Source organism: Rhodobacteraceae bacterium Araon29 (assembly GCA_039640505.1).
Lineage (GTDB): Bacteria > Pseudomonadota > Alphaproteobacteria > Rhodobacterales > Rhodobacteraceae > CABZJG01.
In genome coordinates this window covers 255,858-280,545 of the sequence record CP046865.1, presented here as the reverse complement: position 1 = coordinate 280,545, position 24,688 = coordinate 255,858, and the positions used below count along the sequence as shown (strand labels likewise).

Below are 24,688 nucleotides of genomic sequence, written 5' to 3'. Positions count from 1 at the left end.
CGGCCTTACAGCCGACTGTTTTGAGATGATCTGCGTGGATGGCGGTAAACGCCTGCTGGACGCGCAACATACGGTTCATCCCGGCTAAGCTATCAGAAGCTTTCCTGTTTGGCGCAATGTCAGTCTAAATCGTAATCACCAAAAGATCTTGCCGTTTGAAGCGCTTCGTGCGTGCAGGGCCTGACTGACACCGATGGCGTCGGCTAACTCCCCGTCAATGGCATCGCCATCGATGAATTGAATTTTACACTCTTCGTACCCGTTTGGTCTGGGGGCTCTGGCGCGGGTTGGTCAGCTCTGTTACGCTGCTTTGGCAGCGTAACGCCAGGGCATGAGCTCGTTCAGACGTGTGATTTTGTGGTTGGCGATTTGGGCAAGGACCCATGTGAGCCAGGCTTGGGGATCGATGCCGTTCAATTTAGCAGTTTCGATCAGGGTATAGGCGATGGCCGCGGCCTCACCGCCACCTTTGGAGCCCACAAAGAGGAAATTTTTGCGGCCCAAAGCCACGCAGCGAATTGAACGCTCGGCTGAATTATTATCGGGCATGGTGACTTAGACGCTTCGATTTATGCCCTTGTTTTACAAATGTCATGGTAAGCAGGTCTAGCGGGATCGGGGCGTCGGAGTGCGAAGAAGCGGGCAGGCCGACTAGACAATGAGCTGCGAGCTCGTGTTGTTATCTGGCCGCCCCTGCGACCAGCCCGTCTGCGCCGCGAGCGCGTATCCGTAGATGTCGTACACGCCCGTGCACTCCTTATGACAACAAATGAGGAGTTCAGTATGCGATCAATTGGAATGGATGTGCACCGAAGCTTTGCTCAGGTTGCCGTCTTTGAAAGCGGGCAAATCACCCAGAGCTTCAGGATCGACATGGAGCATGATGCCGTTGTCGCTTTCGGGCAAAGCCTGCAGTCAGGGGATGAAGTGGTCCTTGAGGCGACTGGGAACACGTCGGCAATTGTTAGATTGCTGACGCCTTTTGTAAAGCGCGTGATCATCGCCAACCCTTTGCAGGTGAAGGCCATCGCACACGCGCGGGTAAAGACGGACAAAGTCGATGCAAAAATCCTTGCGCAATTGCATGCGGCTGGTTTTTTGCCAGAGGTTTGGGCGGCTGACGATGACACGCTGCACCTTCGACGTCTTGTCTCAGAGCGTGATGCAACGGTGCGTTCGATCCGTCGTGTGAAGAGCCGTGTTCAAGCCATTCTGCATGCCAATCTTGTCCCTAAATATGCTGGGCATCTGTTTGGCAAGGGCGGGCGGAAATGGCTTAGTAAAGTGCCGCTTCCAAAACAGGAGCGTGATCTATTGGGCCGTCATTTAGACGAGCTTGATTGGCTAACCACCAAGCTTGAAGACCTCGAAAAGGTTTTAATCCGGATGTCGCTTGACGATGATCGCACGCGCAAGCTGATGAGCGTGGCAGGCATCGGTTCGGTGATCGCAACAGCCGTCATTGCATCAATCGGTGACATCAGTCGCTTTCAATCGCCCGAGAAACTCGCCAGCTACTTCGGCCTGACACCGCGGGTGCGCCAGTCTGGAGAACGCGGCGCTATCCATGGGCGTATCTCAAAACAGGGGAACGCGACCGCCCGGACCATACTGATCGAAGCCGCCTGGGGCGCAGCTTCCGTCCGGGTCCTCTGAGGGCCTTCTTCCTACGCGTCAAAGACAGGAAAGGGGCAAACGTCGCTGCAGTTGCGACTGCCCGGAAGATCGCAAATCTGATCTGGCACCTTCTTACCAAAGAAGAACCCTACCAATGGGCACGCCCTGCCTTTGTGGCGATGAAGATGCGCAAGCTGGAATTGCGGGCAGGTGAGCCAAAAGCACATGGAAAAGCAGGACCCGGTCGGGATTACTAGATCAAGGAACTGCGACACCGAGAAATGGAACTGGTCGCAAACGCCGAGGCCGCCTATGCCAAGCTGGTAGAAGCTTGGCGAGAAAAGCCGCCAAAACCCAAAGAAACCTAAAAAAGGGGCTGTTCAACAACATCCGTGTCGAATTCCAGAAAGCCATTTTCCAGACAACCGCGCATTTTCTTCATGCGGCCGAGGGCATAGCGGATGGCTTTGGCCAGTTCGGATTTGCCCGAGATGCGATTTAGCTGGGCATCCAGCCAGGTTTCCAATTCATCAAAGACCGGTTTGGCGTCGCGTTGGCGCAGGGCGACCCGTTCTTCGGGCGGCTTTCCACGGGCGGCCTTTTCGACCTTGTAGAGAAGCGCGATGCGTTTGATGGCTTCTTCGGCGATCTGTGATTGCTGCGACTGGAAGATATCGACAAATTTGCGCCTGACATGGGCCATGCAGGCCATCTCATGAACCTCATCCTTGGCGAACAAGTCGTTGAACCCAGCGTAGCCATCTGCATGGATCCATCCCTTGTACTGGCTAAGGTGATCGGTGGGATGCTTGCCTTGCCTGTCCGTGCTGAACTTATATCAAGCCGCCGGGGGATCACCGCTGGCCCAAGGCCGCCCGTCACGCACATAAGTCCAGATGCGTGCGGTTGCGCATTTCTTTTTGGCCTGCATTTTGATCGGCGTATCGTCCGCGAAAATAGCTTGTCCCTGACGAACATGCCGCCCGATGGCATCGGCCAGAGGTTCCAGTAGCTTTGAGGACTGACCAACCCAACCCGCCAGTGTGGACCGGTCCAGATCAATTCCCTCGCGGCCAAATATCTGCGATTGGCGATAAAGCGGAAGGTGATCTGCGTACTTATTGACCAACACATGCGCCAAAAGACCAGCGCCGGGCCGACCGCGCTCAATCGGGCGCGATGGCAGCGGTGCCTGAACGATCCGTTCACAACACGTGCACGCCATCCGGGGCCGGACGATGCGATTTACGATGAAGCGCCCAGGAATATAATCCAGCTCTTCGGTCACGTCCTCGCCGATGGTGCGCAAATCGCCGCCGCATTTACAGGTCTCGCCAGGGCTCAGAACCTGCTCATTGCGCGGCAGAGTTGGGGGCAGCGGCTTGCGCTTTGGTATTTGCTTCGGCTCTGGGGCAGAGGCTTCTTCCGGCGGTGCAGTTCGCGCGGCGGCGGTTTCTTCCTCTTCCAACTGAAGCTGCAAATTAAGCTGGTCAGCCGATTCCGCTTTTGACCCGAACCGATGCCGCTGATGCCCTGCAAGCTGGTGCTTGAGCTTCTCAATTTGCAGCGCTTGCGCCTTGACTTCAGCCGCCAAAAGTCGGTTCACGGCCTTGAGTTCAGCGGGGTCATCCGGGGTGATATCAAGGTCTTTCAGCATTGCCGATCCTATAGCGGATAGGCGTACAAATGGGAATCCTACACCGCTGAATTTGTTGTTAAATTGCCAGCCGCCAAAGGCTGCCATGTCCGCTTTGGCATACGCCAGTCAATCCCCTCCAACAGCATCGACAGTTGCGCAGGTGTCGCGCTGATCTTACCGTCCTTAGCACTGGGCCAAACGAATTTGCCCTTCTCAAAACGCTTGGAAAACATGCACGCCCCCTGGCCGTCCCACCATATAATCTTGATCAAGTCGCCCCACCGGCCTCGAAACACAAACAGATGACCCGAATACGGGTCCTGCTTCAACACAGCTTCTGCCAGTGCGGAAAGACCATTAAACTGCTTGCGCATGTCCGTCACCCCAGCCGCCAGCCATATCTTCGTTTGTGCCGGAACCGGGATCAAACCATCAATCCTTCGACCAAAGCCAAAACAGCAGGCAATGCCGTCGCACCTTCCACCAATATACGCCGACCATCCGACAAAGTGATATCAACACGCTGCGCCGACAGAGGAGCCTCCAGCGCCGGTGGGGGCTCTGACGCCAGGGATGAAGCCACCCCTCAATCTCAACAGGCAGAAAGCTTGGCACTTCATCAATCTCCAGAGCATCATCCGAAAAATCAGCCCCAAACCGAGGGTCGCGAAGCCACTTGTGGATCAAATTGGCATTCATCGAATAACGCCTTGCGACCTGCGCCACAGAAATGCCTACCACCCGCGCCTGCGCACAGATCGAATGTTTCTCGTCGTCAGACCAATACCGCTTCTTCTGACCCTTTTTCCCCGCCATAGAGTACCTCAAGATGTCCACTAACAATGGTGGACATTATCAAGCCATCCACAAAAGCGTCAGAGCGGGGAGACCAGACGGTTACGAGCAAGGCCAGACAATGCACCTTGGTCTACCTACAGCGCGGGGTGATAGTGCTCAATCAGCAAACGTGTGAGCTGCTCTCCCCTACCGGAAAGAAGCGCAATATCCTCTTCCGACATCGAGAAGAAATCGGTAGGGTAGTCTTTCACTTGATCGCGGGTAATGAGATCAGATGGCCTATGGGGAAGACCTTTGTCTTGCAACCCAAGGTAAGGTAGCACAAAGCCCGTAATCTGTTCGCTTTCTTCCAGATCATGCAGCAGAGAATAGCCCTGGTTCGTCGCTCGGCGGAAAATTGAGTTCACTGCGGCATTCATGCGACCGCCCCAATTGTAGACAAGGTCGTCGCCGACTGGTTGACCGTGGCCTGCGTCGCAGCTGATGATGAAGTTACACTCAAAGACGTTGGTTGAGTATTTTGGGGATCGTCCTGGGACGAGACATGAAATTCCCAGGTTTTCGTAAACTCCGCCGTCGGAAAGAAGCACTCGTTTTTTTGCTGTCCGACCCGACTTTTCGAATTCAAGAGTTTGATCAAAGGCCGGCAAGAGGACAGGAAATGCGGCAGAGGACGCCACAGCTTGTGAAACATGTGGCGAAGCCCCCACCGTGGTTCCAAGTCTCCAGCATCCGGTTTCCTTTGATCCGTAACGAAAGGCCGTGGCGGTGCGAAGCTCGGATGCATTGATCACGACGTTCAACCCATCACGACTGACCTCGCTCATCCGAGTGTCTCCAAAATGCGATGTGCGGAGGTGTCTTTCAAAGGCCGTTGAACGGCTGGCGTAGCGGCGGAAGGTCTGCGCCAACCAAGCCGCCATCGTTCCAAAGGGATTTTCTCGCCAACCGACCTTGCTCAGAAGAAAGCTGAGTACATTCAGTATGTTTGCAGCAAGCATGGTCATACCTGATGTGGCCAGGGTTCCCAGAATGAGTAAGGTTTCGCTTGAAAATAGGGTATGGCGAACAATCCCTTTGACCAAACCCCGGCGCAAGACATCGAGTACACGACCCTCGAAGTCCTCAAATGAGTCGTCTGAGTATGCCCATAGCGCTGCAATGACGCTGCCGCCAGATACCGAGGACACAACCGAGACGCGCTCAAGGAGACCGCGATCATGGAGCGCACGCATGCATCCCAAATGGAATGCTATGGCACGGGAGCCCCCACCAGAAAGAGCGAGCCCAATCTTGAGAGGGTCTTCAGACATATCGTGACCTCACAACGATCCGCACCCGTCTTGGCCCAAAATCGAGCTCCCCGCGTCGGTAGAGATATATGCCCCATTCGGGATCAGTTGAGGCATGTCCAATGATGAGCATGACCGTATGTCTGGGCGGAGTTTTGCTGATCTGCAGGATGTTCTGCATCGCGCCAAGATCCACGTCGCTTGGGTTCGGGGGAGACACTGGATGGGTGTGCCAGATGCCGATGAAGCGCGATGCGCCGCCGCTTCTGCGCTTTTCGAGTTCGCTTCTTTCGCGCGTCCCATCCGTACCACAAAGGAATAGTTTAGGAGAGTGGACGGAATCTGGCGGGGGACCAGTGACAGCGTCCAGGTGCAACAGCCCAAGACTGTCGTCAATTTCGCCGAACATAAGACCCCCGGTTTCGACATCAGGTCCGAGAGTTCTGGATGCTCGTGATACTTCGGCGGCGATGCCTTTCGCCGCGGCTTGGGAGACGAACACATCATGCCCATGGTTTCGTTCTTTGTGCCGGATCGGGTCCAATAGGTTTAGTCGCGCGAGCTTTGGTGTCTCTTCGCTGGTTACGTTGGGAAGAAACGCAACAAGGGAACCAGCGCGTTCTTCATTCGCCAACTCCTTGAAACCAAGGTTGACGAGACCAGCCGCGTGGTAGGCCATGTCGGCAGCTGAGGCTTGGAAAGTTGGCTCTGAACACCCCGGCTCTGGTTGGAACAGATCGACCTTTCCGGGCTGCGGCCAAAATGCACGGGCAAGCTTTGCGCGGGTAGGGTTGCTGAAACAAGCGATCTGAGCATTCCGAATGATAGATTTGGGTCCGCCAGTAACAGGCGAGCGACGTACGACGACCCGTCCAAATTGCGCGCGTGCGCTAACCGACATCGCTAGGATTGACGGGGCGGCTGGGTCGTTCCTTAGGTCTTCTTCCAAAGCTTCTGCCACAGCCCGGGATGCAGTGGCATCGATGATCACGTCAAAGTCGCGCCCGAGTTTTGAGAGCACGCCGTATTTGAGGTCCTCAAAACCGATAGTAACATCGCAATGAGGTGCAATCTTTTGGAGCCGATCTCGGGTGGCCGATGCCTTTGCGTGACCGATTTCAGCATCATTGTATTGCTGTCGAACGAGAACACCCGAAGTGACGATCGCCTTGTCGACAATCTTGATGGAGGCGACGCCAGCCCGAACCAAAGTATCAGCTACATGGGAACCAAGTGCGCCGCATCCCAAGAGCAAGATCCGTTTGCCGCGGGCAGAAGTCATTGCGCTCCCGGTATCTCGGCTGAGCGTGACTTCTTCGCGCGCTTCGTCGACGCGACACCATTCCACACTCGCATCGAAACTCCATTGGACAAAGGCTTCTATTGCATCATCGCGATTGTCACCGCCCGCCTGAATTGCCCGTAATGCGGTCACCGCTTCGGCATTGATCCGCCAGATCGCCAGATGCTGTCGCAATGGACCATTAGGATCCCGTCGTCGCATTGGAGTCCCAAGGACAACAAACAAGGGCTGATCCAAACCGAGCGATGCAAGTTGCGATGTCATCACCACATAGAGATCGACAAGCTTAAGGCCATGCGTTTCGAGCTGCTTCACCAAGGCCCGCACAGAGTTGGGGTACTCCATCGGAAATGGGTCATTGAGAAGTATGGTTGCCGCAGCGATCGAGCCAGCATCGATGCTGTCTGCCGCGTGCCGCCACTGGATAAGATCGAAACGTGTGTCGTGAATGGGCTTCAGTTCGGCTGTGCCGATCCAGCAGCGCTTACCGTCAAAGGTTGGGGTGTTCTCGCGCACAACAATTCGGAAGTTTCCGGAAGGACTGACGACCGGTGGATGCAGTGGAGCATCATCCGGATCGAGTTCCCCGAGAGCTGCCGCACCAAACCATTTGTTCAACCGATCTATGAATCCGTACATGCCATCCCTGGGCAACCACTCAACATCCGGCGAACGGTAAAGACAAACATGCGTTGTCCACTGAACGTGGCTGTAGCCGGCGAACCGTTTGTGAGGGAGATCGACCCATGGATAGTCGCGAGGAAAGTTGCCGGGGATGGATAGGATGACCCGCTCGCGTTTACGGACAGGCAAACCACCATCCGCGCGCGCGTGATGACGCGTCGAAAGGGAAATCGTAACTTTTAGTCGAGGGCTGTCATCTGCGGGTTCAACGACGTCCACAATGCTGATGGCTCTATCGGAAAGAGCACTGATTTCCTCAATTTGGTCGAAGGCCAGTTGCTGGCCTGAGGATCGGCTCAATGGCCAAACCCTACATCATCCGTCGGAGGTTCGTCCGAGCCCCGCCCCGCAATAACGGCGGCACCAACTTTGTCCACAGCTTCGGCGCTTTGTTCGGACTCACCGTCAAACTCGATATCCCCATCTGAGCTTGTAAAGGTCAGTCCCGAGGCCTTACCTGAATCTTCGCCAGTGCAGAGAAAGTCACCTCCTGCGACCTCTTCGTATCGGTCTTTCGCTATAGCATGAGGCGGGTTGTCCCCCTTCTTGTTTGAGGTTGGGACGCGTTCGCTGCTCGAGACGATATACCCCTCACCGACTTGGGCATCATCGAGATCATCCAAGATGTCCTGCTTCCTCACCTCCGTGCCATCTTCCCTTTGGTACATAACGGATTTGCTGCAATGATGCGGCGCAAGGAAAACCTTCCAAGCCAAGGACTCCTCATTTTCGTGGGCCTTTGTTTCATCAAAAATTCTCCGAATGACCGGATAGCTGATGTCTCCAAAGAGGAGTGCACCTCCTTTGGATGGGTCATCACCAAGGACCACTTGCATTGCGAGGCTTGTATCGTTGCGATCATGCTCTTCATCATCGTTGAACGGCGCGTGAATGAAGGCGCGAAACTCCCCGTCTAAATCCTCGCCATCGAGTTCTGTGACAGCTTGGCCTGCGCCGCTCAGAAGCTCGGTTGGAAAACCTTTGAATTCATCAGTTTCGAGAAGGTCATCATAGCCCACGATGCGAATTCGTTCACCTGAATCAAGCTCGGCACCCTTCTCAATAGCAAGCTTTACGCGGCGCATTGCTTCGTCTTGAAACACGACGGCGTCCTCGCAAAGATCTTTTTTGTACTCATTGAACACACCGGGCGTGAACCAAAGCTCGCCGATGGTGACTTGGTCCAAGAGATCTTTAAATCCCTTGATGTGATCTTGGTCCGGGTGCGTCAAAGCAAAGCCAGACAAATAGGGGTTACCGTCCTTTTCTGGCAATTCCTCAACAAGTGTGTCGACGATCGCCACGTTATCGTTGTCATCCGAGGCGTTGTCGTTCAGATCAACTTGGAGGACGACATCCTCTTTGATGACTATGCTGGTGCTATCGCCGGTACCGACCTTCCAGAAATGAAACTTGGGTTCGTCAAACACGTCGAATCTCCTAGGTTGAATGAACCTGACAAACACGCCCCCCTTCGAATCGGCCAAGTTTCTATTTTGTTCCAATAATAGTCGATGCGATTGCCTCGCTCAACTATATCAGGCGGCAACCAATATATGTTTGGATGTTGAGTCCGGTATCCCCCAGATATTGCGGGAAAAATCGCTTCCATTGAATCACTCAGAAAGGCAAAGATTCTCGCCGGGAATCCAAATTGAGTCCCGATCCTCCCAGATATCGTGTACGGTGCGAATCCGAATCGCACATATTGTGGGCAATCCGATGCTGCTTGAGATTTTTGATGTCGAACACGGTGCATGCGCCCTAGTAACAACCAGCAATGGACGGCGTGCTCTGATTGATTGTGGGCACAACGCAACCACAGGGTGGTATCCTGGGACGGCCTTGGCCAACAAGGGAGTCGATTTCTTGGACCGCTTGTTCATAACGAATTTTGACGAGGACCATGTTTCAGGCATCCGCGATCTGCAAACACATGTGTACATCCAAACGCTTGTCAGAAACCCAACGGTTGGCGTGTCGGAACTTTATGCTCTGAAATCACAAAACGGCATGGGGCCCGGCGTTCGCACAATGGCCCAGAACATTCAGCGAGTCTTCATAGGGGGACCGCCAACACTGCTGGACGAGGCGGACTTTGGCGATACGGTCTTTCGCACATACTACAATTCTTATGGACCCTATGGTGGCTTTCTGGATTCAAACAACCTCAGCATGGTGGTGTTTGTGTCCTGTGGCGGTCACAAGATTGTTTTCCCTGGTGACATGGAAAAAGCTGGATGGCAGGCGCTCCTGTCTAACCCAGCGTTTCGTAGAGACCTCAGCGACGTGACGCTCTTCGTCGCCTCACACCACGGTCGAGAAAATGGACTATCCCACCCTGCGCTTTCCCTCTGCCAGAGCATTCAAGCCGTTATCATTTCCGATCAACACCTCGGCTATCAATCCCAAGAGACCGTCGCGGAGTATCGGAAATATGCCCGCGGCATAGAGTACGACGGAAAGCTCAGGCGTGTCCTGACGACCCGCAGTGACGCATCCATGCGATTTGAGTTGTCGAAAGGCGGCGGAGGACACGTAAGGCTGAACATGGTGGCGTGATTTGCCATCAGCTGCCTGAACTGCTCGACTTTGAAGGTCCGCTTTTGCGGCACAATAAAGTTCTCGCTGCAAAGCGGCGAATTCACACTTTCCGCCGTTGAGGTAAGGTTGATGTCCATAAGGCAAAACTAGTTGAGTTTTAACAACTGGTTTGCCCGATAGGTAGCGTCACCCCGACTAACGCAGCCAGATATCTTGGTCTGGAAAACGTGTTTTGCACCGGGGGAAGTCGGGTTGCTCTATCACAGTTGGTACAGTCCAGGAAGTGGAATGATATCCGCGATCTGGCAAGAGCTGCCGCGAAGCTGGGCTGATAAACTAACGTTTACCAGACTTCACTACACGCAAAACTCGGACTTTTTTAAAGAGTGGTTGTACGCGCTACTGTCCTTGTAGTGCGTACAGCCATCGACATAAATACTCGCCCTAGTTATTTCCTCAACGCTTTGAGCAGCTCGCCGTCAAACCCCTCATTTTGTTTCTTCCTTGGCTCGCCTTTGAATTCCCAATCGCGGTCAAATCTCTTTATTTCGACGACCATTGCCACCGCTTCGCCGTTTTTAAATATTGGTACCAGCCAATGCTCCGCCTTTTCGAGCAATATTTGCCCCATCTCGCCCAGATCTTCGACATTCACTTTTTGTCTGAGAAGATAAGCCCGTCTTGTATTGCACATTTTGCTTCCTTTCTTTGCACACACCTGTCCCATGTCCGACGGAATGTCAGACTGTTTGGTGCACTAAGCGGAAACGTCATCCGAGCATAAGTAACCCTTGGGCTTAAAGAACTGAGCGGCAGCATAAGATGCCGAGCGTAGATTTTCAATGCCAGGATGATTGTGCAATCTAGCGATATTTTCGCGGACGCAAAGAGCCAGGCCCGGTTGCGACCGACGCCGAAATTCCATCCTGGGACATCCCTGACGAAGAAACCACGCCCTCAATCTCCACAGGCAGAAAGGCCGACACTTCACCAATTTCCAGACCGTCATCCGAAACATCAGCGGCAAACCGAGGGTCGCGAAGCCACTTGTGGATCAAATTGGCATTCATTGAATACCGGCGTGCTACCTGCGCCACCGAAACGCCTGCCACCCGTGCCTGCCCACAGATCGAATGCTTCTCATCGTCAGACCAAAACCGCTTCTTCTGACCCTTCTTGCCCGCCATAGAGCACCCCAAGATGTCCACTACCAATGGTGGACATTATCAAGCCATCCCAAAAAGCGTCAGAGGGGGGAGACCAGACGGTTACTCTGAACATAAAGGTTAGCTAACATCTTTGTTTCGATCTTGCGTTATAGCGCCTTTGGCGTGCTTTTTTCAGGACCATGCTATTGTTGTATCGATGTTGAGGAAATTTGGTGCAAGGAATGGGTTAAAGGGGTCTGAGGTGGCGTTTTTGGCTTTGTAGGCTGCGGCGAATTGGGGTGTGGCAAGAGGTGTGCTTGGGTCTGTTTTAAGACTTGTCAGGATTGCGTCTTTGGTGAGCTTGATGAGCGTGCCGAGATTGTAATTTGCGCTATGGGCGAGACGTTCGATGAAGAGGTCACCAAACAGATCTTCCTGCGCCATAATGCCAGCAGTGGCGATATATTTGCGCAAAACCGCCTCGATATTCCTCCGATCTGTGGCTGGAACGAGTTTTGGGATTTCAAAAGCTTTGAGCCTACGCATAAGTTGAACGTCTTTGTTCACCACCTGTTTGAGAATGGGGACACCGGACAAGACCAGCGTAATCGGCCAGGACTTGTTTTGTTGCAAGGACTTGAGCGTATTGATCACCGCTTGCCATTCCCGTTCGTTTTTAAACACAAGTGGCGTGTTTGGATCGCTCATTTTGGTCTGTGTTACAGCAATGTCCTGGGCTTCATCAAAATGGATCATAATCGTGCCGCGCTCTTGTGCATGGAACTTCACAAGATCCCATATGACGGGCCCAGTGGCATTTCCTGAGATTGGATATCCAAGTGTCCTTGCGGTTTTTCGACCCAATTCCTTAAGCGTTGCGGGGGATGGTACCGTCAATTGTGCGACCTCAAGCCTTGCATCCTCACTCGGGGGTGAAAGCTCTGCAAGTACTTTGTCAATCAATGTGGATTTTCCGCTCCCTGAGGGCCCAACAAGGACAAACCCGTCATATTCACCCACATATCCCGCCGCTAAATCAGAGCGGCGCTGTGCAATACATTCGGAGACGGCTTCATAAAACTGATCATAAAGCGGCGTTTTGACAAAATAGCGGTTGAGCTTGCGTGAGAGCGCATGAAGGTCTTCATTCATCATCCAATCTCCATGTAACCTTTTGTGCCTCTATGGATTGTTTAGGCACAGCTGGCGCATCTTGAGCGTCCTGAGGCGTGTCCTTTGCAATCGGGGCAATGATGCGGCCGAACGGATTCTCAGGGTAGGCAGGTTCGCTCTCTATTAAGGAGGATTGACCCGTTTCACCTGCCACAAACGTTAGACCGAGAAAGAGATCTGCTTCCGCTTTGGCCAATATGTCTTTGTCAAATTCCAAAGAGCGCGGCGCGCGCCGTGCCTTGGCCTCAAGAGAGAGACGCCGCCGGTCTTCGATAGCGCGACGTATAGTCGGCAGATACACTTCTGCGGCCTCACGGTTTTTGGATCGTATCTCCCAAATTTGATCGCGCCATTCTTGATAAGACACGCCATGGCACTCTTTGTTTTCGCTCACAACAGTACGCCAGACATGCCCGTCATACCATGAGATGGCCGTTAGATCATCGTGATCAATAAGGACGTGTCTTTTTGCGTTAGAATGGTCCCGAAACTCCTCTGCCAGTCTTTTGTCCAGATAGGCAATCCCCAGAATAACAAACCCACGCCGGCTAAGGCGATAGCTTGCCTTTGTCCCAAAGGCCATCCGACGCGTGGCTGCGCTTGGGGGTGGAGCAATCGTCTGAGCCTTGGCTGCTTGGGTCCAAACATCCTTTGGTATTTTGCCATCCAAACCGTTGTGGGGGGTAAGATGATATTGGTCGACAATGTAACGCACCAAAACTGCGACCCATTCTTCATCACTCAGGGTGGCTTCAGCTTCGCTCGGATAATCGCCCCGTTCAACGGTGTTTGCAAAACTGCGGCCAGAAAAGAACGGCAAATTGTCCTCAATCATCCGCCGAAAGACACGTTCAATACGCCCGCGGAGTTTCGGAATACCTGCAGGCGTGGACATAGCAGAGATGCCCAATTGGGCAAAGGCATCCTCGGTGAGTGGGTTTATAAACCCAGCCCCGTTATCATGATAAACCTCACAAATTTGACCCGTTTGTGACCAATCAGAAGTGCATCCAAGCGCCTTTGCCAAAGCCGTCTTATCGCTCACAGCCATGCGAATGCATCTCAACGCGAGTTGCGGCGAAGCGGTAGGCCCATGGCTCAGTCCAATGATACAGCGCGTGGCACAATCCATCATCACACAGATCATAAGACGGCGCGCTTGAGGGACATCACTGGTCTGGGGATCTTTGATTTCTTCAAAGGTAAAAAGATCCACCATCCATTCATCAATCTCGCAGCGCTCAAGCGCTATTTCCGCAGGTACCCCGTTTTGAACCGGCGCAAATTTAGCATTTGCCGCAGCAAATCCAAATCGCGCCGCATGAACACGATAATCTGACTCGTTTTTGATGCGACGCTGCAAGCTTGAGCGTGAAGGCAACTTCAGCAAGCCTTGTCCCATCTTCGCGCGAAGCTCATTTTGCTCGTACAGAGCTGTCTGCATCGTATCGCGGACCACTGAGGACAAAGAGGGGCGTGACAGGGACATATATGCCTCCACGCCCCTCTCCAGTATCCGCTCGCCAGCGCACGAGATCTGCGTCCACCCTTTTTTATTCAACATATTATACGGCACTAAGGACAACACATTTTTCTCAGCGTTCTCATAACGGCGCACCCACTCAAGCAAAGTGCGCGCAGAAGGCGCATCGGCCAAGGAGTAAACCCTGCCCGCTCGTTTGCCAGCATTTCCCCTTTGCATGTTGGACTGACAGCGGTTCACAGTATTTGTCAGATCTTCCAAAGCATCATTGATCGAGGGCTCGCGACGGCACACCCAACCTTCGGCCTCAGCCTTGAAAAACGCCTTACAATAATGTGAGCGCCAGATGGCTATTGTTTTCGCCCGTAGCGAAAGTGAAGCCCATGACGGCCTTCTATCAGCCTGTGTCATTTGAGCAGATGGAACAGGAAGATACTTGGCAATGAACTCAACATCTTTGCGTGCCAACACCGATAGCAAATCTCTTTCAGACAGTTCACGCACTTCGTGCTGTGCACTCTCTGGCGCAATGAGCATAAGATCGCGGGTTCTCTTTAGGACAAGGTAAATCTCTCCGTTAATCCGTAGGGCATCTTGGCAGGTGATCTTATAACGCATATTCATTTGATCGCCCCGGCAGAGATCACCTCACTTAGGGGCGAAAGACGCTCGTGTCGGATAAGCATGGCATGACCGCCTGCGATCAAACGCAAGGCCGCAGCAAAACCACCCGTTTTGCAACCCGCCTTATAAATCCAATCAAAAATGGTCATTTCTGACGCGAGTAAAGGTAGCGCGTCTGCCAAAGCATTTTCTGCCTCTGGCGTTGTCTTTTGGGTCTGATAAAACATAAGTTTCGCGTTATACGCCCTGATCGGACAAAGGTCCCGATCCGTTACAAGCGAGATATCATCCGCAAAATCCAAATTCATTTGCGCCCTGATAAGGCCGAGCTTTTGTTCAAAGCCCCCGCGGATGACCCGCGCATATGGCTTTACCGCGATCGCCAGGCGCCAACCCGATCGGTAGGTCGCCAGATAATCAAATGTGTGTTTTCTGATTTTTCCACACTGGTCCGCATAGATCTGAGCCGGCGGTTGATCCCAAATATCCACGACCTCTTGATCCGTGCTCAGCAGATAGAACACATCTCTCTCAAGCCGGCTTTCCGCGAAACGGATGCGAGGTTGCAGGTCCCTTTGCGTTTTGCTGACAATACTGCAGCGCAGGCTGGCCGTCGAACGTTTTGGAGGATGGCGCGACGCTCTGGATTGTGCTGTAGGAACCAATTTTGTATCAACATCGTGATCGGTATTGTAAAAAAACATATCTAGTGGTGCGCAGGTCGTACGCGCACATCTCCCTCTGAAAGAGTTGAAGAACAGCGAGAACAGCGCCAAGACAAAAGTTGACGAATGCTCGCAAATGAGTCATGAAGGAGATATCGATAGGTAAATTCGATACATCCAAAAGGCTTTGAGAGCGGCAACTCTCGAAGCTTTTTATTTTTTAGGTGTCTTTCATGTCAGCCTCCTCTTTTTGGGGCCATGCTGGCTGATAATATTCTGGAAATAAATCTTGCGGCGTCATGCCGATCCCCTCTGCAATCGCCTGTTCTATCCGGCTTGATCTGCTTTTTCCCATAGACACCAGGGTCAACGCCGCCTTGGATACTTTGAGTTTATGCGCAATCACGGATAAGGAACTGCCTTTTTGAGCGAGCTTGGACTTAATCTCCGCGTGACGGTTCTTCATGCGAACAGTCTCTCTCATTATCGCCCCCTTACATGCGATTAACTTAACGTCGATGCGGATATACGAATCATGTCCACCCCATCTGAGTCAAGAGGGGGAACTCTATAAAATTGCTTATAATCAATGTGTTATGGGAGTTTGACGTAAATCAGCTTGCTAATTTCATTGTGCAAGTTTGTGCAAAATTGCTGATGAGCCTTTGATTTGACTCAACTTTTAATTCAGGCAAAAATACACAAAGAGTCGGAATATGCGGTGTAAAAAAATGAAAAATAATTCAAAAAGAATTAAGAAAATGCAAAGATGGCGCGAGATCAAAAGGTATAATCAGAAAGGATTTGCTGATCTTTTGGGCATCAGCCGAGGCTCTGTCAGCAACTATGAACGACACAAGTTGCCCATACCTGACGCGGTGTGGCATAGATTTTTAGAAGAAGTGGAAGGGCACCCTTCAAAAACGAATTCCGCCAGCGATCACCCGACAAACAAAGCTGAAGATCCAAGCACGTATACCACAGAGACGGACATGGCCACCAAAGCCTCACCAGGACCTCAGGAAGGTCTTGAAACTATGCAAGATGAGGCATTCCATCACGAAGGTAATGAGGTAACTCAAGAAGATCCGACGGCGCATGAGGACGCTTTTGTTACTATACATTCTGGATCGGGCGCGTCAGTTCTTAAGTCTCTCTGGCGCAAACGGGTAGATGCCTTTCACGCCTTTCGCGTTGAACGTCGGCAGCGTTTCCTATTTCTCAAAAAACCCGACATCTCCGATGGGCTTGTACTCGCAGCTCATCTTTACTTGGTCTATTTTGTTTTGCACGTGCGGTATGATATTCCGCTGATTTTTCCAATTAGTGTCACTGTGATCTTCTTTATTATCAGTGTTCCGATTGCGTATATCGGAGCAGCGGTGTTGTTCTATGAGCAATGGAAATTTGTTAAACAGTTAAACGCCCAGCATAACATCACAATTACAAAGCTCGCTGAGGAGTAAAGCGACCGCTAGCGTATGAAAATCTGCTGAAAGGAAAGTATGTTGTGGCGCCACAGATACCGCTATACATGCCGACCGCTCTTTCAGAAGGTATGTTCGTGCGTTTATTCAAAGGGCAGATTGGGCAAGTGCTTTAGGAACATCACATAAGTCTCCCAAGCTGTCGCGGAGATAAATAATCCTTCGATGCCTTTGGGGCCACGTTTGCGCTTGGTGATGGTGATGTCTCTATAATAGATATGTTTTATCACTTTCCTCAGGGGCATTTTCGCCTGTCGCGCTGCCGTTGGCAGAGGGATGGGTTCACGCATCTCGTAGTAAGATTGCCAATGCCGCGTTAAGTGATGATAAAATCTATAGGTATGTTGCGGATGATATACGGGCGGAAAGGCAGATTTTGGGAAATAGGGCCAGATCAGTCCTTCTTCGACCAATTCGCCCAAAAGAACCCGCGTAATACCAAGCCGCTTGGCCGCCCTTGTCGCACTCATCAGACGACGTAGATTGCGAGCGATTTGGTTGGCTTCATTGCGCGGGATAAATCTGTTTTGAGAATGGATTGTCGCAAGGTGCAGCGACCCGTTGACAACGCCAAGGCGGATCAGCTCCTTGGCAAGGCTCGCCCTGTTTATCCGCATCTCTTTGGCCATGGATTTATGGTCATGGACCAGACGCTCTGGATTGCGCATCCCCAAGACCTGGGTTCCTTTGGCAATCGGATAGGATCGAAACACAAAATCCCGCATCAGATCGCGGAACGGATCATAGCCCGCGTCATCACGCCGATCCCGCAGCCATTCAAAAAACACCTCAAAGCGCGACCGGTACGCCGCATTCAGATAGGAACGGGTATTTTCGATCTTTTGCAGCGCTGCGCAAAAGACATCAGGTCCGTCGCGCAAGCATTTAACACCCATGTCACCTGCAATGACCCAATCCAAATCGCTGGCATAGCTGCGCGCGGTTTTGGCCCCCTTGCTTAACATCAGACCAAAGGCTTCTGATGTCAGCGCCACAACATGAAACGGCATATCATCAAGCCATGTCCCGCTTTTACGACCTGCGAGGCGGTCCAAAAGGAGGTTTTGCAAACTCAAGACATCCTCTTTAACCAAGGTCGCTGGAGCAAGAGTTCGATTGCGTGCACAGGTGACAACATCCAGCTGATCATCCGCAAGCTTTGGTCTTGGTAAGCTCTGCAATAGGCACAAATGTGTCGGGCAGACCCGAATTTGTCCCAGTTGCCACAGCCCCTTTTGATGAAACCCGCTCTCCTGCACACAGACAGGACAAACCCGCATAGTGGTTCTGAGGAACGCAGAAAATTTGATCCGCTCAGTCCCAAGATCAAAATACCCTGCCTCTTTTTGACAGGGCGTACCTGCCGTCAGTGCCCCCAGATCATGACCTGAAAGCTTTGATAATCGCAGCAGGCATCCTCGCTCCCCCAAGCGCAGGTCTTTGATGGGCAGGCTCATATGCGTGCAAAACCGACGCAGCCGCGGCTCTCCATTACGTTCAGCCAGCCGCGCCGCAAGCGATGTGGCGCACTCCCCCGCAATAGGCTCCACCCGTAACGCCAAGCTTTCCAACACCGCCTCCCGTCGTTCTTAGACAGAAAGACAAATCACAGCACAAGAGGTCAAGACCATATCTGCCCTGAGGCAAACATGCTTGAAACGATCTCTCTTGACAAAAAGTGAGGTAAAGTTGATCAGCCACATTTTTGCGGCAAAAACGCCAGATCTGATAGAAAAAACAGAGGCTTAATCCAAACCCACCAAAAACACGCGTGAAACGTGAGGCAAAGTTGGTTGAAATCTTACATTTGGGATTTGGTGGAGCCTAGGGGGATCGAACCCCTGACCTCTACAATGCCATTGTAGCGCTCTCCCAGCTGAGCTAAGGCCCCGTGCGACGTTTGATCGTCAAAAAAAGTATCTAGGCAATGCGCGGGATGGGATCAAGCAGAAAATCACCCCGCACATCATTCTCGAAGTTAAGCGTTAACTATCGTCGTCTTCGGTTGGCATATCGGCGATATCTTCCAAAGGCACACTGTCCTCATCATCATCTTCCAACACGTCATCCCCGAGATCTACATCCACGTCTTCATCGTCCAAAACAACGGCTTCTGCTTCTACTTCGGACTCTTTGGCGCGGACCGAAGACATATCTTCGTTATCGGCTGCAATCATTCGAGTTTTAGAGGTGTCAAGTTCGACGGCTTCGCCCGTGTAGGGGCTGACGATCGGGGTTTTGTTCAGGTCGTAAAAACGCTTGCCAGTTGTTGGACATACGCGCTTTACACCCCATTCTTCCTTGGGCATCGGCTAGTTCCCTTTAAACTTTTGCTCTTGTCGACAATCTGCGCCTCCTGCCATAACAAAGCCAGCGTGTCAAAGGCATTAAGGTTTAAAATTGAAGGAATGCGATTTTTCATGGGGAACCAAGCATAAATGACCACAATTTTCATTCCAGGACCCCCCCAGATCGCCGTAAAGGTGAGAGAGTCTGCGCGGGCTAAACGTTTGAGTCTGCGGGTGTCATCGCTGGATGGCCGGGTCACTGTGACCGCGCCAAAGCGTATTTCACCGCGCAAGATTGAAACCTTTGTTTTTGAAAAAGAGGCTTGGCTTCGGCAAAACATAGACCAAGTTCCAGATCCGATAACCGTTCGAATTGGCGTCAATATCCCCATCTTGGGCCATGAGGTTCAACTTACAAAATCGTCAGATCGTCAGATTCGGCAGCATGACAATCAACTCTTTGTGCCAGAACATAAATCCAATCCTGCTGCGCGGGCTCTTGGATACATGAAAACTCTGGCACGGGATCATCTGACACAAAGGTCCGATTTTTACGCTAAAAAACTGGGGCAAGACTACCACAAGCTATCTGTGCGCGACACACGTTCGCGCTGGGGTTCGTGCAGTCAAGATCGAGCCTTGATGTTTTCATGGAGGTTGATCATGGCGCCGCAAGAGGTTTTGGACTATGTGGCGGCGCATGAAGTGGCCCATCTTGAGCATATGAACCATTCTCATCGGTTTTGGGCGGTGGTTGAACAGCTTTATGGGGATTATCAGCCTGCACGCCTTTGGCTGCGCGATAAGGGCGCTGAATTGCACCGTTATCGTTTTGTGGATTGACGGCAAAGGCTTTTGTGATCACAAAAGGGCATGGCACATCCGTTAAAGCTTCCCGAATCGTCAGCCTCTGCGCATGAGCATATTTATCGCGGGCTGCGTAGCCGCATTATGCTTGGGCAAATCCAGCCCGGTCAGGCGATGACCATCCGTGGAATTGGCGAAGAGTTTGGGGTCTCTATGACCCCATCACGCGAAGCGGTGCGCCGGCTTGTCGCCGAGGGCGCGCTGTCTGTGTCCAACTCGGGGCGGGTCTCTACCCCTGAGCTGAACAACGAACGGATCGAAGAGCTTTCAGCGCTGCGTTCGTTGCTTGAGGTTGAATTGGCAAGCCGGGCTTTGCCGCGCGCACATCTGGCGCTGATTGATCGGCTCACTGCGATTAATGGTATGATTGGAACCGCCGTCAGCGATCATGATGCCGTTGCCTATATACGCACAAATTTGGAATTCCATCGCACGCTCTATTTACGGGCGCAGGCGCCGGCGATGCTGGCCATGGCCGAAACCGTTTGGCTGCAACTGGGACCGACAATGCGGATGCTCTACGGCAAATTGCAGCGCAAAGCACCACCGCATTTTCACAAAATTATCCTTGCGGCTCTGCGCGCAGGAGATGAACCCAGTTTAAGATTGGCCGTACGGTCGGATGTTACACAAAGCTTAAGGATGTTGGTCGCTTAAGCCGCCAAACCCGATGATCCAAGCGATAAAAACCGCTCGCGGCGGTCTTTCAGCAGTGCTTTGGCGTCTTTGCCTGAAAGCTCTTTTAAGAGCGCGGCCAACGTGCTTCGCACAGACTTAAATGTGGCGTCCGGATTTCGATGCGCACCGCCCAAGGGTTCTTCAATCACCCGGTCGTTGACACCCAGTTTCGCTAAATCCTGCGCAGTTAGGCGCAATGCCTCTGCAGCCTCACGCATTTTTTCAGCGTCCTTCCACAGGATCGACGCACATCCCTCAGGGCTAATCACCGAATAGACCGAATGCTCTAACATCGCTACTCTATTTGCCGTGGCAAAGGCCACTGCCCCGCCTGATCCGCCTTCGCCGATCACCACCGATACCAAAGGCACTCCGATTTGCAGGCATTTTTCTGTCGAACGTGCAATGGCTTCGGACTGGCCGCGCTCTTCTGCGCCTTTTCCGGGATATGCGCCCGGGGTATCCACCAATGTGATCACCGGCAGGCCAAATTTGTCAGCCATCTCCATCAGCCGAATGGCTTTACGATAGCCTTCGGGCCGCGCCATGCCAAAATTACGCTCGATACGGCTTTTGGTATCGTGACCTTTTTCATGGCCAATCACCACAACGGGCTGATCTTCAAACCGCGCCAAACCACCGATCACTGCGTGATCGTCTGCAAAATTCCGATCCCCGGCCAAAGGCGTAAACTCGGTAAAGAGCGCTGCGATATAATCTTTGCAATGGGGCCGTTCAGGATGCCGCGCCACTTGGCATTTTCGCCATGGAGTAAGCGAATTATAAAGCTCGCTTAGCAGCTCTTGAGCTTTGTTATCAAGCGCCTTGGCCTCATCCTCGACGTCCATTTCTTCGTTCTGCCGCGCCATTGCGCGCAGCTCTTCGGCCTTGCCTTCGATCTCGGCAAGCGGTTTTTCAAACTCAAGATAATGCGTCATGCTCGGCTCCCACTGAACCCGCTCTATATGGGGTTTTCGACCCTGAGGTGCAACGAAAATAGACGTTTTTGCCGCAAATTTTGCGATAAATCGACCGTGATAACAGCCTGCGGCCTCGATAAGGCGCGTTTAACCTGCGATCATTTCCGATTGGCGAACGATGACTTCTGCCTGTTTGATCGACGCTATATCCACCAAGCGGCCTTTATAAACTGTGGCGCCTTCCCCATTGGCTTTGGCGGTTTCCATCGCCGCCAGAATTTCGCGGGCCTCGGCAACCGCCGCCTCGGAGGGTGTGAAAACTTCATTGGCAAGCGCCACCTGTTTGGGGTGTATCGCCCATTTGCCAACCATGCCAAGCGTGGCCGAGCGCAGGGCTTGGGCCCGAAAACCCTCATCATCAGAAAAATCGCCAAACGGGCCATCAACCGGCAACACCCCATGACTTCGGCATGCTGCCACAATCGCAGCTTGGGCCCAGTGCCAAGGATCGGACCAGTGCTTTTCGCCTTCGCGCATCATGTAATAATTTTCCTGCGTGCCGCCAATGCCTGTGGTGGCCATCCCCATTGAGGCCGCAAAATCAGCGGCGCCCAATGACATAGCCTCAAGCCGGGGACTGGCGGCGGCAATCTCTTGCACATTTGCAATGCCTGCTGCGCTTTCGATAATCACTTCAAACCCAACCGGCTTTTTGCGGTTTTTGGCCTGTTCAATGGCGGTCGCTAATGCATCGACTGCATATATATCGGCCGCACAGCCGACTTTGGGGATCATTAGCAAATCAATCCGCTCTGACGCATTTTCTAAAATATCCATAACATCGCGGTACCAATAAGGAGTATCGAGCCCATTGATGCGCACTGATACTGTTTTATTGCCCCAATCAATATCTGATATGGCTGCAATAATATTGGCCCGCGCGCTGGCTTTATCCGAAGGTGCAACCGAATCCTCAAGATCAAGGTTGATAACATCCGCCGCGCTTGCCGCCATCTTTTCAAAAATCGCCGGCCTTGATCCGGGGCCAAACAACTGGCAGCGGTTCGGGCGGGCAACGGGCGTTGGTTGAATGCGAAATGACATGGGAAACGCGCCTTTCAAAGGTAAGGAAATTCCAAAATTGCTGACTGCTTGGGTATTTAGTTGCTGACAGAAATGCAAGTTTATTTTGCAGCTGCAGCATCTTGGGTCGTAATATGTTGTTTTGAACGGATAACACCCAATCATACGTGCTGTCAGTTCACCCCTTAAAAAGAGGTATCATGCTAAAAACCAAATACTTTTCGAATTTTCTTCTTTTCATTTAGTATTTTTCGAATTTTCTTCTAAAAAAGGCATCAGACTTCCAAACATCGACAGAAATTTTCAAACAGCTTCTGTAAAATATCAAATGGTTCTTGTTTGGAGGAAGTTATGATTTCGACCCCGTATTTGTTATTTCTTGGTGATGCCCCTGATCAATTGTCAGCGAAAGTCGCGCAAGGCATTAAAGACTGGCGACCCGAAAATGCTGTTGGCCAGTTCCGGTTGCCCGGCTGCGGCGCTGATCTGGGATTGAATGACCTTACCTTGCAAGAGGCTTTTGATGCCGGCGCCAAAACGCTTGTTATCGGGGTTGCCAATCGGGGCGGCGTCATTTCAGCCGCTTGGAAGCAGGTGCTGATCGACGCCCTGCGCATGGGCTTTGATCTGGCCAGCGGATTGCACAACCTGCTGCGTGATGAGCCCGACTTGGTGGATGAGGCGGTGGCAAACGGCCGTAAGCTGCATGATGTGCGCGTCCCTTCGGTCGAATACCCGATTGCCAACGGGAAAAAACGGAGTGGAAAAAGATGCCTTGCTGTGGGCACTGATTGCTCGGTTGGCAAAATGTACACCGCAATGGCGATGGATGAATTGATGCGCAAGCGGGACATGAAAAGCAGCTTTCGCGCGACGGGCCAAACCGGCATATTGATCACCGGTGATGGTGTCCCCCTTGATGCGGTTATTGCCGATTTTATGGCAGGATCGGTTGAATATTTAACCCCTGACAACGATGACGATCACTGGGATTTGATCGAAGGACAAGGCAGCCTGTTTCACGTCTCATATTCAGGCGTTACAATGGCATTGATCCATGGCGGCCAGCCCGATGCGCTTATACTCTGCCATGAGCCGACGCGCGCGCACATGCGCGGTCTGCCGGAATATCAGCAGCCCTCGCTTGAGGCATTGTGGGACATGGCGCTGGCTTTGGCAAAAGTGGCAAATCCGGCCTGCCAAGTGGTGGCGATATCTGTCAATACGCAACATATGGAAGATGCCGCTGCACGGGCCTATTTGAGCGAATTGGAAACCCAGCTTGGGCTGCCAGCAACTGATCCGTTTCGCTATGGGGCGGAAAAACTGGTTGATGCGATTGCGCAGCTGTAACAGGCTTGCCCAAAGCGGACTTGTGGGCCATTGCTGATGCTTAAGGGGCGGTCAGTCTAGAAAGGACATTTTATGAGCCTGACGATTAATCGGGATGTATTCCCACTGGCACAGGTGTTCACCATCTCACGCGGATCGCGCACCGAAGCCAAGGTTCTAAGCATCAAAATTAGCCGTGACGGCATATCCGGCTGGGGCGAATGTGTCCCTATGCCCGCTATAATGAAACCGCCGCATCGGTCAGCGCGCAGATAGAAAGCCTGCCAGAGGCATTTGACCGCCAGAGCCTTTATGAACTATTACCCCCTGGCGCTGCGCGCAACGCAGTGGATTGTGCGCTTTGGGACCTTGAAGCGAAACAAAGCAATTTTCGGGTTTGGCAATTGGCCGGACTGCCGGCGCCCGGCCCGGAAATCACTGCTTATACGCTTTCGCTGGATAGCCCAGAAAAAATGCGCGCGCAGGCCGCCGAACATGCCCATCGGCCGCTGCTTAAAATCAAACTGGGCACCCCGGATGATATGCCGCGGCTCGAAGCGGTTCGCACAGGCGCGCCGCACTCCGATATCATTGTGGATGCCAATGAAGGCTGGAGCGCCGATATCTATGTCGATCTGGCGCCGCATTTGTTGCGCCTTGGCGTCAAACTGGTTGAGCAACCTTTACCGGCAGCTGACGATAACGCGCTACTGGGCCTTGATCGTCCAGTGCCTGTTTGCGCCGACGAAAGCGCCCATGACCGCGCCAGCCTCGCTCATCTGGCTGGAAAATATGATGTGGTGAATATCAAACTTGATAAGACTGGCGGTTTGACCGAAGCTTTGGCGCTGAAACGCGAAGCGCTTGCGCAGGGCTTTGAGGTTATGGTGGGCTGCATGGTGGGCAGCTCTTTGGCAATGGCGCCGGCAACACTTGTTGCGCAGGGTGCGCTGATAACAGACCTTGACGGGCCGCTTTTATTGGCCGAAGACCGTGCCCATCCGTTGCATTTTGATGCAGCAGGCGTCCATCCGCCCTCAGCCGCGCTTTGGGGCTAAACTGA

The 24,688-nt window shown here is 52.6% G+C and carries 19 protein-coding genes, 1 tRNA gene and 6 pseudogenes; 8 read left to right on the top strand and 18 right to left on the bottom strand.

The window, feature by feature from the left end; genetic code table 11:
- Positions 1-300: 300 nt before the first annotated feature.
- Positions 301-543 (bottom strand): annotated as a pseudogene (locus GN278_01285) (transposase).
- A 255-nt stretch (positions 544-798) separates the two neighbouring features.
- On the opposite strand from GN278_01285, the pseudogene GN278_01280 reads away from it, so the two are divergent.
- A pseudogene (locus GN278_01280) lies at positions 799-1,985 on the top strand (IS110 family transposase).
- On the opposite strand, the pseudogene GN278_01275 reads toward GN278_01280, so the two are convergent.
- The 6 genes and pseudogenes from GN278_01275 to GN278_01250 form a co-directional block, all read right to left on the bottom strand.
- Positions 1,985-3,199 (bottom strand): annotated as a pseudogene (locus GN278_01275) (IS66 family transposase). The pseudogenes GN278_01280 and GN278_01275 sit on opposite strands and share 1 nt — an antisense overlap.
- Before the next feature lie 113 nt (positions 3,200-3,312).
- Entirely contained in the window at positions 3,313-3,684 is a 372-nt protein-coding gene (gene tnpB, locus GN278_01270; GenBank protein XAT59575.1) for an IS66 family insertion sequence element accessory protein TnpB, read from the bottom strand.
- Positions 3,681-4,072 (bottom strand): annotated as a pseudogene (locus GN278_01265) (transposase). The gene tnpB and the pseudogene GN278_01265 overlap by 4 nt, the downstream one beginning before the upstream one ends.
- A gap of 116 nt (positions 4,073-4,188) precedes the next feature.
- Entirely contained in the window at positions 4,189-5,367 is a 1,179-nt protein-coding gene (locus tag GN278_01260) for a patatin (GenBank protein ID XAT59574.1), read from the bottom strand.
- Entirely contained in the window at positions 5,360-7,633 is a 2,274-nt protein-coding gene (locus tag GN278_01255; protein ID XAT59573.1) for a hypothetical protein, read from the bottom strand. Before GN278_01255 ends, GN278_01260 begins: the two co-directional genes overlap by 8 nt.
- Entirely contained in the window at positions 7,630-8,763 is a 1,134-nt protein-coding gene (locus GN278_01250) for a hypothetical protein (protein ID XAT59572.1), read from the bottom strand. Before GN278_01250 ends, GN278_01255 begins: the two co-directional genes overlap by 4 nt.
- Positions 8,764-9,055: 292 nt before the next feature.
- Between GN278_01250 and GN278_01245 the strand changes: the two genes are divergently transcribed.
- Positions 9,056-9,895: a hypothetical protein gene (locus GN278_01245; protein XAT59571.1), complete on the top strand. Its 840-nt coding sequence runs from the start codon at positions 9,056-9,058 to the stop codon at positions 9,893-9,895.
- 146 nt (positions 9,896-10,041) lie between these two features.
- Positions 10,042-10,209, top strand: a complete 168-nt coding sequence (locus GN278_01240) for a hypothetical protein (GenBank protein ID XAT62486.1) — start codon at positions 10,042-10,044, stop codon at positions 10,207-10,209.
- A 116-nt stretch (positions 10,210-10,325) separates the two neighbouring features.
- Here GN278_01240 and GN278_01235 read toward each other — a convergent pair whose 3' ends face one another.
- From GN278_01235 to GN278_01210, 6 genes and pseudogenes are all read right to left on the bottom strand, one after another.
- Positions 10,326-10,532, bottom strand: coding sequence for a hypothetical protein (locus GN278_01235; GenBank protein XAT59570.1), 207 nt, complete (start codon positions 10,530-10,532; stop codon positions 10,326-10,328).
- A 292-nt stretch (positions 10,533-10,824) separates the two neighbouring features.
- Positions 10,825-11,064: pseudogene (locus GN278_01230) on the bottom strand (transposase).
- Between the two features lie 153 nt (positions 11,065-11,217).
- Complete coding sequence (locus GN278_01225) at positions 11,218-12,180, bottom strand: AAA family ATPase (GenBank protein XAT59569.1); 963 nt, start codon at positions 12,178-12,180, stop codon at positions 11,218-11,220.
- Positions 12,170-14,305: a DDE-type integrase/transposase/recombinase gene (locus GN278_01220; GenBank protein XAT59568.1), complete on the bottom strand. Its 2,136-nt coding sequence runs from the start codon at positions 14,303-14,305 to the stop codon at positions 12,170-12,172. Before GN278_01220 ends, GN278_01225 begins: the two co-directional genes overlap by 11 nt.
- Positions 14,302-15,009, bottom strand: coding sequence for a hypothetical protein (locus GN278_01215; protein XAT59567.1), 708 nt, complete (start codon positions 15,007-15,009; stop codon positions 14,302-14,304). Before GN278_01215 ends, GN278_01220 begins: the two co-directional genes overlap by 4 nt.
- Positions 15,010-15,190: 181 nt before the next feature.
- The gene (locus GN278_01210; GenBank protein ID XAT59566.1) at positions 15,191-15,454 is read right to left on the bottom strand and encodes a DNA-binding protein; all 264 of its coding nucleotides are present in this window, start codon (positions 15,452-15,454) and stop codon (positions 15,191-15,193) included.
- A gap of 247 nt (positions 15,455-15,701) precedes the next feature.
- Here GN278_01210 and GN278_01205 point away from each other — a divergent pair, with 247 nt between their 5' ends.
- The gene (locus tag GN278_01205; GenBank protein ID XAT59565.1) at positions 15,702-16,436 is read left to right on the top strand and encodes a hypothetical protein; all 735 of its coding nucleotides are present in this window, start codon (positions 15,702-15,704) and stop codon (positions 16,434-16,436) included.
- A 104-nt stretch (positions 16,437-16,540) separates the two neighbouring features.
- On the opposite strand, the gene GN278_01200 is transcribed toward GN278_01205, so the two are convergent.
- From GN278_01200 to GN278_01190, 3 genes are all read right to left on the bottom strand, one after another.
- Positions 16,541-18,031: a hypothetical protein gene (locus tag GN278_01200; GenBank protein XAT59564.1), complete on the bottom strand. Its 1,491-nt coding sequence runs from the start codon at positions 18,029-18,031 to the stop codon at positions 16,541-16,543.
- Positions 18,032-18,272: 241 nt separating this feature from the next.
- A tRNA-Ala gene (locus GN278_01195) sits at positions 18,273-18,348 on the bottom strand.
- A gap of 94 nt (positions 18,349-18,442) precedes the next feature.
- Positions 18,443-18,766, bottom strand: coding sequence for a TIGR02300 family protein (locus tag GN278_01190; GenBank protein XAT59563.1), 324 nt, complete (start codon positions 18,764-18,766; stop codon positions 18,443-18,445).
- A gap of 129 nt (positions 18,767-18,895) precedes the next feature.
- Between GN278_01190 and GN278_01185 the strand changes: the two genes are divergently transcribed.
- Both GN278_01185 and GN278_01180 read left to right on the top strand, forming a co-directional pair.
- Complete coding sequence (locus GN278_01185; GenBank protein XAT59562.1) at positions 18,896-19,588, top strand: DUF45 domain-containing protein; 693 nt, start codon at positions 18,896-18,898, stop codon at positions 19,586-19,588.
- A 30-nt stretch (positions 19,589-19,618) separates the two neighbouring features.
- The gene (locus tag GN278_01180; protein XAT59561.1) at positions 19,619-20,269 is read left to right on the top strand and encodes an FCD domain-containing protein; all 651 of its coding nucleotides are present in this window, start codon (positions 19,619-19,621) and stop codon (positions 20,267-20,269) included.
- On the opposite strand, the gene GN278_01175 is transcribed toward GN278_01180, so the two are convergent.
- Positions 20,266-21,228, bottom strand: a complete 963-nt coding sequence (locus GN278_01175; protein ID XAT59560.1) for an acetyl-CoA carboxylase carboxyltransferase subunit alpha — start codon at positions 21,226-21,228, stop codon at positions 20,266-20,268. The genes GN278_01180 and GN278_01175 overlap by 4 nt on opposite strands.
- A gap of 129 nt (positions 21,229-21,357) precedes the next feature.
- Positions 21,358-22,314: a CoA ester lyase gene (locus GN278_01170; protein XAT59559.1), complete on the bottom strand. Its 957-nt coding sequence runs from the start codon at positions 22,312-22,314 to the stop codon at positions 21,358-21,360.
- Between the two features lie 330 nt (positions 22,315-22,644).
- Between GN278_01170 and GN278_01165 the strand changes: the two genes are divergently transcribed.
- Both GN278_01165 and GN278_01160 read left to right on the top strand, forming a co-directional pair.
- A complete protein-coding gene (locus GN278_01165) occupies positions 22,645-23,646 on the top strand; it encodes a DUF1611 domain-containing protein (GenBank protein XAT59558.1) in 1,002 nt (333 codons plus the stop codon).
- Positions 23,647-23,718: 72 nt separating this feature from the next.
- Positions 23,719-24,683: pseudogene (locus GN278_01160) on the top strand (dipeptide epimerase).
- Positions 24,684-24,688: the final 5 nt, after the last annotated feature.

Bases quoted from the DNA above. Each gene is read 5' to 3' on its own strand.
- GN278_01260 (XAT59574.1), bottom strand. From the start codon at position 5,367: ATGTCTGAAGACCCTCTCAAGATTGGGCTCGCTCTTTCTGGTGGGGGC.
- GN278_01245 (XAT59571.1), top strand. From the start codon at position 9,056: ATGCTGCTTGAGATTTTTGATGTCGAACACGGTGCATGCGCCCTAGTA.
- GN278_01225 (XAT59569.1), bottom strand. From the start codon at position 12,180: ATGATGAATGAAGACCTTCATGCGCTCTCACGCAAGCTCAACCGCTAT.
- GN278_01220 (XAT59568.1), bottom strand. From the start codon at position 14,305: ATGAATATGCGTTATAAGATCACCTGCCAAGATGCCCTACGGATTAAC.
- GN278_01215 (XAT59567.1), bottom strand. From the start codon at position 15,009: ATGTTTTTTTACAATACCGATCACGATGTTGATACAAAATTGGTTCCT.
- GN278_01210 (XAT59566.1), bottom strand. From the start codon at position 15,454: ATGAGAGAGACTGTTCGCATGAAGAACCGTCACGCGGAGATTAAGTCC.
- GN278_01205 (XAT59565.1), top strand. From the start codon at position 15,702: ATGAAAAATAATTCAAAAAGAATTAAGAAAATGCAAAGATGGCGCGAG.
- GN278_01190 (XAT59563.1), bottom strand. From the start codon at position 18,766: ATGCCCAAGGAAGAATGGGGTGTAAAGCGCGTATGTCCAACAACTGGC.
- GN278_01185 (XAT59562.1), top strand. From the start codon at position 18,896: ATGACCACAATTTTCATTCCAGGACCCCCCCAGATCGCCGTAAAGGTG.
- GN278_01180 (XAT59561.1), top strand. From the start codon at position 19,619: ATGGCACATCCGTTAAAGCTTCCCGAATCGTCAGCCTCTGCGCATGAG.
- GN278_01175 (XAT59560.1), bottom strand. From the start codon at position 21,228: ATGACGCATTATCTTGAGTTTGAAAAACCGCTTGCCGAGATCGAAGGC.
- GN278_01170 (XAT59559.1), bottom strand. From the start codon at position 22,314: ATGTCATTTCGCATTCAACCAACGCCCGTTGCCCGCCCGAACCGCTGC.
- GN278_01165 (XAT59558.1), top strand. From the start codon at position 22,645: ATGATTTCGACCCCGTATTTGTTATTTCTTGGTGATGCCCCTGATCAA.